The 11,932-nt window shown below is 43.3% G+C and carries 11 protein-coding genes; all 11 read right to left on the reverse strand.

Going from position 1 to position 11,932, the window contains the following annotated elements; translation table 11 throughout:
- Window positions 1–51: 51 nt before the first annotated feature.
- Window positions 52–1,446 (reverse strand): ATP-dependent protease ATPase subunit HslU, encoded by a 1,395-nt coding sequence (hslU, locus tag VEHSUH05_RS07235; RefSeq protein ID WP_105091185.1) that lies wholly within the window; start codon window positions 1,444–1,446, stop codon window positions 52–54.
- A gap of 1 nt (window position 1,447) precedes the next feature.
- On the reverse strand, window positions 1,448–1,990 hold the full coding sequence (hslV, locus tag VEHSUH05_RS07240) for an ATP-dependent protease subunit HslV (RefSeq protein WP_054673430.1): 543 nt from the start codon (window positions 1,988–1,990) through the stop codon (window positions 1,448–1,450).
- Between the two features lie 65 nt (window positions 1,991–2,055).
- Window positions 2,056–3,372, reverse strand: a complete 1,317-nt coding sequence (trmFO, locus tag VEHSUH05_RS07245) for a methylenetetrahydrofolate--tRNA-(uracil(54)-C(5))-methyltransferase (FADH(2)-oxidizing) TrmFO (protein ID WP_105091186.1) — start codon at window positions 3,370–3,372, stop codon at window positions 2,056–2,058.
- A gap of 38 nt (window positions 3,373–3,410) precedes the next feature.
- Window positions 3,411–5,738: a type I DNA topoisomerase gene (gene topA / locus VEHSUH05_RS07250; protein WP_105091187.1), complete on the reverse strand. Its 2,328-nt coding sequence runs from the start codon at window positions 5,736–5,738 to the stop codon at window positions 3,411–3,413.
- The gene (dprA, locus tag VEHSUH05_RS07255) at window positions 5,728–6,927 is read right to left on the reverse strand and encodes a DNA-processing protein DprA (RefSeq protein ID WP_105091188.1); all 1,200 of its coding nucleotides are present in this window, start codon (window positions 6,925–6,927) and stop codon (window positions 5,728–5,730) included. Before dprA ends, topA begins: the two co-directional genes overlap by 11 nt.
- 8 nt (window positions 6,928–6,935) lie before the next feature.
- Entirely contained in the window at window positions 6,936–8,498 is a 1,563-nt protein-coding gene (locus VEHSUH05_RS07260) for a YifB family Mg chelatase-like AAA ATPase (RefSeq protein ID WP_105091189.1), read from the reverse strand.
- 13 nt (window positions 8,499–8,511) lie between these two features.
- On the reverse strand, window positions 8,512–8,910 hold the full coding sequence (locus VEHSUH05_RS07265) for a YraN family protein (RefSeq protein ID WP_054673433.1): 399 nt from the start codon (window positions 8,908–8,910) through the stop codon (window positions 8,512–8,514).
- Between the two features lie 215 nt (window positions 8,911–9,125).
- A complete protein-coding gene (locus tag VEHSUH05_RS07270) occupies window positions 9,126–9,920 on the reverse strand; it encodes a ribonuclease HII (RefSeq protein ID WP_105091190.1) in 795 nt (264 codons plus the stop codon).
- Window positions 9,913–10,818, reverse strand: coding sequence for a ribosome biogenesis GTPase YlqF (gene ylqF / locus VEHSUH05_RS07275; protein WP_105091191.1), 906 nt, complete (start codon window positions 10,816–10,818; stop codon window positions 9,913–9,915). The genes VEHSUH05_RS07270 and ylqF overlap by 8 nt, the downstream gene beginning before the upstream one ends.
- Window positions 10,819–11,054: 236 nt before the next feature.
- Complete coding sequence (gene rplS / locus VEHSUH05_RS07280; RefSeq protein WP_038115149.1) at window positions 11,055–11,396, reverse strand: 50S ribosomal protein L19; 342 nt, start codon at window positions 11,394–11,396, stop codon at window positions 11,055–11,057.
- Window positions 11,397–11,550: 154 nt separating this feature from the next.
- Window positions 11,551–11,925: a MarR family winged helix-turn-helix transcriptional regulator gene (locus VEHSUH05_RS07285; RefSeq protein WP_054673444.1), complete on the reverse strand. Its 375-nt coding sequence runs from the start codon at window positions 11,923–11,925 to the stop codon at window positions 11,551–11,553.
- Window positions 11,926–11,932: the final 7 nt, after the last annotated feature.

The following is an 11,932-nucleotide window of genomic DNA, read 5'->3' on the forward strand; positions in this document are numbered from 1 at the left end:
CTCCGACGGTAACGTAATATTACCATCGGAGGGGCTTTGTTTTTCTGTTATCTACAAAATATACTGTGATAAATCCTGATCTTCAACTAACGTATTTAATCGATCCTCAACCATAGCGGCCGTAATGGTTACCTCTACAGGTTCAGGTGCCGGTGCATTGTAGGAAACATCTTGTAACAGGTTTTCCAAAATAGTATGCAATCTGCGAGCACCTATATCCTCCGTTTCATTATTGACACGATATGCCAACTCGGCAATCTTATCGATAGATTCATCGGTAAAATGAATCGTTACATTATCAGCCTGTAATAACATATAGTATTGTTTTAACAACGCTTGTTGAGGTGTTGTCAAAATAGCCTTAAAGTCTTCCTTGCTGAGGCTGTTCAATTCTACGCGAATAGGAAAACGACCTTGCAGCTCAGGAATTAAGTCGGACGGCTTCGACACATGGAATGCGCCGGCCGCAATAAACAAAATATGCTCCGTATTGACAGGGCCAAATTTTGTGGATACCATGGATCCTTCTACAATAGGTAAAATATCGCGCTGTACACCTTCACGGGATACGACGCCGCGTACATTTTCATTTCCTGCTGCGATTTTATCGAATTCATCGATAAAAATAATGCCTTCCCGTTCCGCCAATTTAATGGCTTCTTCGTGGACCTCATCCATATCAAGCATATCTTCCGCAATTTCCTCTGCAAAGATTGTTCGTGCATTTTTCACCGTAGTGGTCCGTTTTTTCGTACGTTTCGGCATCATGGCATTCAACATATCCTGAATGTTATTCGCCATATCCTCCTGACTCGTTCCGGCCCCGATACCGGCCACATTTTTCTGTTGATCCCGAACCTCTATTGTGATTTCCTTATCATCTAACAATCCGCCGGAGATTTGCTTTAATAAGGTTTCCCGTTCGTCCGCCTTACTTTCAGTCTTTATATCAGCTTTAGACTCAGACTTCTCCTCATTATTATTAAACAGCATTTCCAACGGATTAGTAAATTTCTTTACCCCTCCGGATGAGGGCAATAAAATATCTACCAAACGTTGATTAGCAAGCCTGGTCGCCTTTACATGATTCTTTGCCTTTTTATCTTCTTTCACCATACGAATGGAGTTTAATAAAAGGTCTCTAACCATGGATTCAACATCTCGACCTACATAGCCGACTTCTGTATATTTTGTGGCCTCTACCTTTACAAAGGGAGCATGCATGATTTTAGCCAAACGACGAGCTAATTCCGTTTTACCGACACCGGTAGGTCCGATTAGAAGAATATTTTTCGGTACGTATTCATCGCGGACCTCTTCCGGCAACTGTTTTGCGCGCCACCTATTTCGAAGGGCGATAGCCACCATTTTTTTTGCCTCTTTTTGTCCGATAATATATTTATCCAACTCGGCAACGATTTGTTTTGGGGTATAATTGTCTTTCATATTATGCCTCCAATTCTTCTACAATGACATTATGATTTGTATATACACAGAGATCCGCTGCAATATGTAGGGATTTTTCCGCAATATCCCGAGCTGACAGTTCCGTATTCTCCGCCAATGCACGAGCCGCCGCTAATGCGTAATTTCCGCCTGAGCCGATAGCACAAATACCATCATCAGGCTCAATAACCTCACCATTACCGGAAAGAAGTAAAATTGTTTCTCCGTCAGACACGAGTAATAAAGCCTCCAGATTGCGCATCATCTTATCACTGCGCCAATCTTTAGCAAGTTCTACGGCACTGCGCAATAAGTTCCCGTTATAACTGTTTAATTTTGCTTCGAACTTATCAAACAAACTAAAAGCATCCGCAACGGAACCGGCAAAGCCCGTAACGATTTTACCGTTGTAGATACGACGTACCTTTTTAGCCGTATTCTTCATCACAACGGCTTGTCCAAACGTTACTTGACCATCACCGGCGATGGCAACCGTATTACCGCGCTTTACAGCGCATATTGTAGTGGAATGAAATTCAGACATTCTAAACCTCCCCAATAGCATGATAAGGCTCGAAGAATCATATTCACAAGCCTTATCATATAGTATTAAATTTGTTCCCGTTCTTTCAATAGTGATAATTCATCAAGAGCACGGCCTGTAATAAGAGCATTCTTCTCTTTTTTCTTGCGAATTTTCTCCGGCCATGATTCCATTATACCAAAATTTATATTCATCGGCTGAAAATTTGAACCTTCATAATTTGAAATATATTGGCTCAGTGCTCCGCAGGCCGTAGTCCTCGGAAATTCTATAAACGGACGTTCCGAAATATATCGTTCAACCTGAATCCCTACCATTAACCCGCTGGCAGCAGATTCCAAGTAGCCTTCAACACCCGTCATTTGCCCTGCAAAGAACAACCTCTGTTCTTTTTTCAATTGAAAAGCATGGTTCAATAACTCGGGCGAATTGATATATGTGTTGCGATGCATCACACCATACCGAACGAACTCCGCATTTTCAAGTCCCGGAATCATGCCGAATACACGTTTCTGCTCACCCCATTTCAAATGAGTCTGAAAACCGACCAAATTGAACATGGTGCCTTCCTTATTCTCCTTACGCAATTGTACAACCGCATACGATTCCGCATTTGTTCTCTTATCTATAAGACCTACAGGCTTTAATGGACCGTAACGCAATGTATCTTCGCCGCGGCTCGCCATGATTTCTACAGGCATACATCCTTCAAAATATATTTCCTTTTCAAAGTCTTTCGTCTGTACCGCATCAGCTGTGATCAATTCATGCCAGAACGCTTTGTATTCTTCTTCTGTCATAGGACAGTTAAGATAATCCGCATCACCTTTATCATATCGGGAGGCCGCAAAAACCTTATCGTAATTTAAGGATTCAGCCGTCACGATCGGTGCCGCCGCATCATAGAAATAGAATCCCGTTTCACCGGTAAGTGTTTTTATCTTATCACCCAATGCTTCAGATGTAAGTGGACCCGATGCAAAGATTACAGTCCCCTCTGACGGAATATCTGTAACTTCCTCATGATGGACCGTAATATTCGGGTGAGCTTTTATCTTTCGAGTCACCATTTCACTGAATAAATGACGATCCACCGCCAAAGCCCCTCCCGCGGGAACAGCCGTAGCATCGGCGCATTCCATAATGAGAGACCCTAAGCGACGCATCTCCTCCTTTAAAAGACCTACGGCGTTCTCGATATTACCAGCCCGTAGCGAATTACTGCATACGAGTTCGGCGAATTGATCTGTCTGATGAGCAGGCGAACTTTTATGTGGACGCATTTCATATAGCTCCACATGAACGCCGCGATTAGCTAACTGCCAGGCCGCCTCGGAGCCGGCGAGTCCGGCACCGATGACGATGACATGTTTTGTATTCAATAGTTATTCCTCTATAGCGCTACCCGCAACGGAGCTATTTATTTAGACTCCTCAGCAACGGGTTCACTCTTTTTCTTTCTAGTTTTCTTAGGCGGACGTGTAGGACATGACTCATTAGAACAGAATTTTTTTGTCGTTCCGTTCTTATACGTTTTTTCAACAATAATCGATCCGCATGTATCACAAAAGTCATGTGTCGGTTTATCCCACAGTGTAAAATCGCATTGTGGATATCGATTACAGCCGTAGAACAAACGACCCCTGCGAGACTTGCGTTCTACGATTTCCCCTTCCTTACACTTAGGACAGGTTACACCGGTTCCTACGGTGATAGGTTTTGTATTCTTACACTCAGGGAAATTGGAACATGCTAAAAATTTACCGTAACGTCCGAATTTATAAACCATAGGACTACCGCAGACTTCACATGTTTCATCACTCTCCATAGATGCGATTTCAACACGCTCCACATCATTGGCTTCCTCTAATTCTTTTGCAAAAACCTTATAAAAATCTGTTAATACCTTCAAATATGTATCTTTACCGGTTGCGATGGCATCAAGTTCTTCTTCCAAATCACGGGTAAAACCGGTATTGATGATTTTTTCAAAATAGGCAATTAAAAAGTCTACCACGACAAAACCCAGCTCTGTCGGAACAAACTGTTTGTTTGTATTTTCCACATAGTTGCGGCTCACAATCGTATCCAGAATCGGAGCATAGGTACTAGGACGTCCGATGCCGAGCTCTTCCAAAGTTTTGATGAGGCTCGCTTCCGAGTATCGTGGAGGTGGCTGTGTAAAATGCTGCTCAGGCAATACTTCAACGGTATGAACCACATCATTCTTCTTAAGTGCCGGCAATTGTGGAGATTCATCTTTTTTAGAGTCTTCATAAACGACACTGAACCCGGGGAACAATACACGGGTCCCCGTCGCTTTAAATGTATATTCATCATGAACTGAAAGCTCAACCGTTGTGGACTCATTCTGTTGCGGTGCCATTTGGCTTGCCATGAATCGATTCCAGATTAATGTATACAACTTGAGTTCATCACGACTTAAGAACGGTTCCACCATTTTAGGTGTCAACTCAAGAGAGGTCGGACGAATCGCCTCATGCGCATCCTGAGCGGAACCTTTTGAGCCGTATACATTAGGACGGGATGGATAATATTCATCACCATATGTACGAATAATAAAGTCCTTCGCCGCTACCTGCACTTCCTTGGAAATGCGCGTAGAATCCGTACGCATATAAGTGATCAGACCTACATGACCGTATGAGCCGATTTCCAAACCTTCATAAAGATGTTGTGCAATCATCATGGTCCTCTTAGCACCAAAATTCAACTTACGCACACCATCCTGTTGTAATGTGGATGTCGTAAACGGAGGTGCCGCTTTACGAGATCGCTTACGTTTCTCGATATTCGTCACCACCGCATCAGCATCGCCGATAGCATCAACCACGGATTGTGCTTGACCTTCAGCGGTGATATCGATTTTCTCACCTTTAATATGTGTTAACTCAGCTTTAAAGGACTCTTTCTTCGACGTCTCAAAATTGCCTTCAATACTCCAGTACTCTTGTGGAACAAAGGCTTGAATCTCACGTTCCCGCTCGCAAATAAGACGTACCGCTACGGACTGTACACGACCGGCACTGAGACCTTTACATACCTTTTTCCATAAAAGTGGACTTAATTTATACCCCACAATACGGTCCAATACACGTCTCGCCTGCTGAGCATCCACCATATTCATGTCGATGGTGCGCGGCGCATTAAGCGCATCCGCTACAGCGGATTTAGTAATTTCATTAAATGTGATACGACACGTAGATGTAGGATCAACATTTAAAATGTACGCTAAGTGCCAGGAAATGGCTTCACCTTCGCGGTCCGGGTCAGTCGCCAGTAAGACGGCACTGCTGTCATCAGCATAAGATATGAGTTCATCAATGACCTTTTTGCGGCTCACCAAATTGCTGTAACGAGGTGTAAAACCGTGTTCGATATCGATACCCATCTGCGATTTAGGCAAATCCCGTAAATGGCCCATACTGGCTTTTACCACATAATTAGGCCCTAAAAACTTTTCAATGGTTTTAGACTTAGCAGGTGATTCCACGATAACCAGAACTTTACCGTCAGGATTATATACACGTGGTTCGCGCTGTTCAGGGGGCATCGACGTTTGTAATACGGACTTATCCCGTACAATCCCCACAGGTGTCAACGTTTTCTTACCGATTTTTCCTGTTATGGTAGTACCTGTGCTTTTAGATTTCTCTTTCTTCTTTTTCTCTGTACTTGCGCCAGCTGTTTTAGGCTCGCCAATAACGATTGATCGTTTAATGGACAAGTATATCACTCCTAGTAATATTAATATAGCCTCTCGGCGGATTATGCTCGATGGCACCTTCCAGTTCCAAGTCGAGCAATATAGGTTGTATTTGCTGTAATGGCATATGAGTTTCATGCAGTATATCACTGACGGTGATACATCTGTCAAACGGTATTACATCCAATACCTTACTCCTATCCAAATTACAGCTTAACACACCGCCCCCTTGTGTATCAACACTTTTACCATTATTTATAGATGTACCCGTATCTTGTGCTTGTGAAAGTTGACCCGTTACACTATCTCTCATTATCAGGCCGTATTCCTTTACGATATCCTCCACACCCGTCAATACATGAGCCCCTTGCCGTATAAGCCATTTATTCCCATCCGCCACATGATCCAATAAATTACAGGGGACGACAAATACATCCCGCCCTTCACTGTTGGCCATGTCAGCAGTGATTAAGGAGCCGCTGCTCGCACGCGCCTCGACAACGATAACGCCTTTACATAGACCGCTGATAATACGGTTACGGGCCGGAAAATGCTTGGCTGAAGGAGGCGTTCCCGGTGGATATTCGGACAGGAGCAGGCCCCCCTCTTGTAACATGCGATCAAATAATTTCGCATTATCACGGGGATAAGCGATATCAAGACCACATCCCATGACGATAATACCGTATCCATGTGCCGATAACGTGCCTTCATGGCTATGACAGTCGATACCTCTTGCCCCTCCGCTGACAATAACCGTTACATATTTAGATAATTCTTTACCGAGCATACGCGCCACATTTCGACCATATATGGAACATTTACGGGCACCCACAATACCGATTTTAGGAATACGGTCATCCAGTAGTGCCCGATTCCCTCTCATAAATACGATGGCCGGCGGATTGTAAATATGTCGAAGAATCTCCGGAAAATCCGCATCTAAATACGTAAGATACGACATATGATATTCCTGAATTTTATCATATATACTCTGCAATCGTTCATCATTGGCATTAGCGGATACGCAGTTTATATACCGTGTTGTCATTGATGTAAATGACTGCAGATTATTCGGATTTTTAACCGCTTCCCACGCATCATAAGGGCTTCCGAATTTTTTGATCAGTTCACGAATGTGTGCAGGGCCTATATAATATAAGCTTTGAAGCCCTGCTATATAAAAATTATCCTCATAAATTTTAGTCATAATCGCTCCTACTGTTCACTGCGAAACATCATCGCCTCAGATATGTGCTTTTCTTCCACCTCAGGATTCCCCTCTAAATCAGCAATAGTTCTCGACACTCTTAGAATCCTGTCAAAGGCACGACTGCTCATGTGAAAGCGTTCAAAAACAGTGCCGAGTACATGCCATGCGGAATCCGTCACATTACATAATTCTCGTATTGCTCTATGCGGTAATTGTCCGTTAGAGTTAAAAGGAAGTCCCTCATATCGTTTACCTTGTAATGCTACGGCCTCAACAACTTGATGACGCATGCTTTCACTATCCATGGAGGAATACGTCGTATCCAGCATATGTTCTAATGTAGGCCGCTCCACAGGAATATGTAGATCGATGCGATCCATGATCGGTCCCGACAGACGCCGCTGATAATTATGAATGTCCGTTTGAGAACATAAACATTCCTTATACGGATCATTGTAATATCCGCAAGGACATGGATTAGCCGCAAAAATACAGATACAGTCGGCCGGATAGATATAATTTCCTTGCGACCGGTTAATCGTTATCGTCCTCGACTCCAGCGGTTGTCGAAGCGCCTCTATGACCTGCCGTTGAAATTCAGGGGCCTCATCCATAAAAAGAACACCGCCATGAGCCAAGGTGATCTCACCGGGCTTCCCTGAGATACCGCCGCCCACCATACTCGCTACGGTTGCCGTATGATGCGGATGCCTGAACGGTCTCGTTTTTACGAGCCCTTCATCACCAAGTAATCCCAATACATCCTGTATCCTACTCACTTCAACTATTTCAGACCATGACATGGGCGGCAGTATGGTGGGTAAACGCTCAGCCATCATCGTCTTCCCCGCACCGGGCGGTCCCACCATAATACAATGATGATGTCCTGCGGCACTGAGCATCATAGCGCGCTTACCTAAATCCTGTCCGCGCACATCTCCAAAATCAACAGCGTATTCTCCCATTACGGGCACATAGGATTCATCTGTATTTATAACGGGATTACAAATATCGTCCGACTGTGATTGACCGCCTTTGGCATGACTTTCAATTAAGGAAATAATGCCCTGCAGTGTAGTCTCACTATGAACCGTCAGATTAGGTATAGCCGCTAATGTATGCCCGTTAACAGGATTGGTATAGACCGTTCGGCAATTATTCTCCATTGCGCACAGAGCCATGGCAAGGGTTCCGTACGTTGTAAGAATCGTTCCGTCCAAAGCGAGTTCACCCATGCATATACACCGCTCGAACAGCGATTGTAAATTTTTCTTCCGTCCTTTAATCTGACCGGAGGCCAGGATGATACCTATGGCAATCGCTAGATCAAGGCCTGCACTGCTTTTTCGTATATTAGCAGGCGCTAAATTGACCACGATACGCCGCATGGGAAATTCATAACCGCTGTTTTTTATAGCTGCCCGCACACGTTCGCGTGCTTCCTTTACGGACTGATTCGGCAATCCGACGATATCCAATACGGGCAGTCCCTGTGAAATATCGACCTCAACCGTTATGACGCATCCTTCGATACCGTGCAGCGTTGCTCCATATAGTTTTGCATACATAACCGTACCTCTCTTAAAAACATTGCGGTAAATAATGAATGAAACTTTGAAAGTCTTCATGCAGATACACTTCGATGACATCAAAAGAAATCTCTTTCCAGCGCCGTTTCTTTTGATATAAATCGTATAAGTACAGCATGGCAGCTCGTTTTATATGCTTCTGCTTTTTCTTTGATACCGCCTCACGCGCCAAGCCGAACTGCACGCCACGACGCGCCTTTATTTCGATAAAATGATAGACTAAATCCTTTTTAGCAATAATATCGATTTCTCCCAATTTTGTACGGTAGTTCGTTTCCACAATGGACAGTCCCATCTTTTCTACATAAGAAACAGCTACGCGCTCTCCCCATTCACCGAGGGCTTTTGAATCGAGTTCATTGAATGACTTACCGGTACTCATCGTTTGCATATAACCTCCTCAATCATTAACAACAATCACAGTGACGTATTAAAAATTCATCATAATGGATCAAATGTGCCATTATCAGCCGTTGTATATTTATATGTGTAGCGTAGAATGATTGGCTCATAAAGTAAATAGAAAAGAGGTTCCCAATAGTCACACAGGTGACCATCAGGAACCTCTTTACGGATTTTAACTATATACAATTTGAATTTATAAATCTATTCTTTTACCCAGCCTACAATTGATTTTATAGGCTCAAAACTTTTCCGATGAAGCGGTGTCACCCCTTGCTGTTCCACGGCTTCTTTGTGCAGTTCAGTATAATAACCCTTGTGAATACCGAAACCATACCCCGGGTATTCCTCGTCTAAACGCTTCATATACCGATCGCGTGTAACCTTTGCAATAATCGATGCGGCCGCAATATTGGCGCTCTTGCTGTCCCCTTTGATAATAGACTCTACGGGAACAGTTAAGTCAGGCAACTTCATGGCATCGACCACTACGGCCTCGGCCGGTACCGATAATGTACGAACAGCTTCATACATGGCCTGCCGGGTCGCTTCGTAAATATTGAGTTCATCAATCTTTTCCGGACCATAAGAAACACAGCTTATCGCCACAGCTTCTTTCGTGATGATATCATATAAAGCCTCTCGTTTCTCTTCGGTTAACTTTTTCGAATCATTAAGGCCGGGAATAAGTGTCATCGGCGGCAATATGACCGCCGCTACCGTCACAGGTCCCGCTATGGGCCCACGTCCGACCTCATCCACACCGGCAACATGATATAAATCCTGATCATAGAATATGCCTTCATAATCATACATTCCCATAAGACGTTGCTGTTCTTTCAGCTCTTTTTCCTGACGCTTAATATAAGCCGCGGCCAACTTCTGCACGAAACTGCGTGAATCCGCTTGAGCTAGCGGTAAAATATCCAAGGCTTTATCTGTTTCAAAAAGTGCCTTAATATCCTGTACCTTTAAATCCGATAATTCTATCTTATCCATTACGGGACCCCTCATTATCATCAGCATAATACGGTTCTTCATCGACCTTATCTAGGGTAATCACACCGAGTTTTCCGTTACGATAATCCTGTAGTATGATTCGACGCGCCTTGTCAAAGTCGACAATGCCGCCGCTTACAAGACATCCGCGACGACGACCGATACTTTCAATAATCGTAGCAACATCCGTCATCTCAGTCTCTTTTAATTTATAGCGCTCAACTAAAATCTGAGGTTCATTAGTTAAAAGATGTGTAATAAGCTGCTTGATGACATGCTCTAAATCATATACATCATCAGATATGGCCCCTGTCATGGCCAGACGAGCCGCCGCGCGCTGATCCTCGAGTTTTGGCCATAATACACCGGGTGTATCTAAAAGTTCCAGATTTTTACCGATCTTAACCCATTGTTGCCCCCGAGTGTGCCCCGCCTTATTAGCCGTTCTTGTAGCGGCAGAACCGGCCAAAGAATTTATCAATGTTGACTTACCGACATTAGGAATACCCAAAATTATGGTTCGTACGGAACGACTTCGAATCCCCTTTGCCATCCAGCGGTCAATGATAGGTTTACTGAGACGTTCCACTATAGATAAGAGTTTCTTATTTCCCTTTCCTGACTTGGAATCAATAGAAAGCACGGTAATACCCTTATTCATAAAAAATTCGGTCCATTCCTTGGTAGCTTTCGGGTCGGCCAGATCGGCCTTATTCAATAGTACGATGTGCGGCTTCTGTCCGATTAATTCGATAATAACGGGATTGGCACTAGACCTTGGAATACGTGCATCAAGCAGCTCGATAACTACATCTACCTTTTTGATATACTCGGTAATCATTCGGGTGGCTTTCGCCATATGTCCGGGGAACCAATGTACAACAGGTGAATCTGCCATAGTATATCCTTTCTGTTTCTACGTATTAAATCAAATGCGATTATCAGAATCTTTCAATAATTACATATATGATTACTATATCTTAAAAATCATTCACATTAACTGTATGTTAACTGTATTATATATCAGCTGTATCTTAAATATATAGCATATTCGGTATTTCATCAAACGACATAACTGAATCATACGGATTTAGGCAAAAATAAAAGGCTGCCATCGGCAGCCTTTTAAGAACATTAGCGTTTTTCGCGAATACGAGCAGCTTTACCAGTAAGGTTACGTAAGTAGTACAATTTAGCACGACGAACAACACCACGACGCATAACTTCGATTTTAGCTAAACGTGGGCTGTGAAGCGGGAATGTACGTTCTACACCTACACCGGATGCAATACGACGAACTGTGAAAGTTTCACGTACGCCACCATTTTGACGTTTGATTACCAAGCCTTCAAAAACCTGGATACGTTCACGGCTACCTTCCACTACTTTTACGTGTACACGCACGGTGTCACCGGAGCGGAATGTAGGAATGTCTGTACGTAATTGTTCCTGTTCGAGTACGTTAATAATGTTCATTGTTTCCTCCTGTTTGCAGACATTCAATACCTACACCTTATAGGCAGCGGACTGTCTCAAATTAACAGAACAATAATACCATATAACAGGACCTTTAATCAAGTATTATCTATATAAAAAATTATACTATATCATTTAGATTTCATAATCGAGTCTATTTACAAAGTTTCTGTAATAGCCTGAACAATTCATCCTTTTCAACATCGCTCAATCCGGAAAATATATGTTTTAGGTAATCCTCATAGGATGACGACAATTCTTTACCCAGTTTTTCTCCCTCTGAAGTGAGACCTATAATAGATACCCGCTTATCCATGAAGTCGATATGTTTAGTTACATATCCTTGCTCGATAAGAATATCCAGTTGTTCCGAAACCGTGGCCGGCCTCATATCAAGGGCGTTAACAAGATCTTTTTGCGATGCGCCCTGACCTCTCATGTATAGCTCTATGAGAATCCGTTGGCGGGAATTTTCTTTACCACTTGGCACCTTTCGTAAGGCCTTATATAATTCAACCTCTGTAATCATAAGATTT

The sequence above is a fragment of the Veillonella denticariosi JCM 15641 genome, from assembly GCF_002959855.1.
Lineage (GTDB): Bacteria > Bacillota > Negativicutes > Veillonellales > Veillonellaceae > Veillonella > Veillonella denticariosi.

Excerpts from the sequence above, each read along its gene's own strand:
- hslU (WP_105091185.1), bottom strand. The coding sequence starts at position 1,446 with ATGAAAGACAATTATACCCCAAAACAAATCGTTGCCGAGTTGGATAAA.
- hslV (WP_054673430.1), bottom strand. The coding sequence starts at position 1,990 with ATGTCTGAATTTCATTCCACTACAATATGCGCTGTAAAGCGCGGTAAT.
- dprA (WP_105091188.1), bottom strand. The coding sequence starts at position 6,927 with ATGACTAAAATTTATGAGGATAATTTTTATATAGCAGGGCTTCAAAGC.
- VEHSUH05_RS07260 (WP_105091189.1), bottom strand. The coding sequence starts at position 8,498 with ATGTATGCAAAACTATATGGAGCAACGCTGCACGGTATCGAAGGATGC.
- VEHSUH05_RS07265 (WP_054673433.1), bottom strand. The coding sequence starts at position 8,910 with ATGCAAACGATGAGTACCGGTAAGTCATTCAATGAACTCGATTCAAAA.
- VEHSUH05_RS07270 (WP_105091190.1), bottom strand. The coding sequence starts at position 9,920 with ATGGATAAGATAGAATTATCGGATTTAAAGGTACAGGATATTAAGGCA.
- ylqF (WP_105091191.1), bottom strand. The coding sequence starts at position 10,818 with ATGGCAGATTCACCTGTTGTACATTGGTTCCCCGGACATATGGCGAAA.
- rplS (WP_038115149.1), bottom strand. The coding sequence starts at position 11,396 with ATGAACATTATTAACGTACTCGAACAGGAACAATTACGTACAGACATT.
- VEHSUH05_RS07285 (WP_054673444.1), bottom strand. The coding sequence starts at position 11,925 with ATGATTACAGAGGTTGAATTATATAAGGCCTTACGAAAGGTGCCAAGT.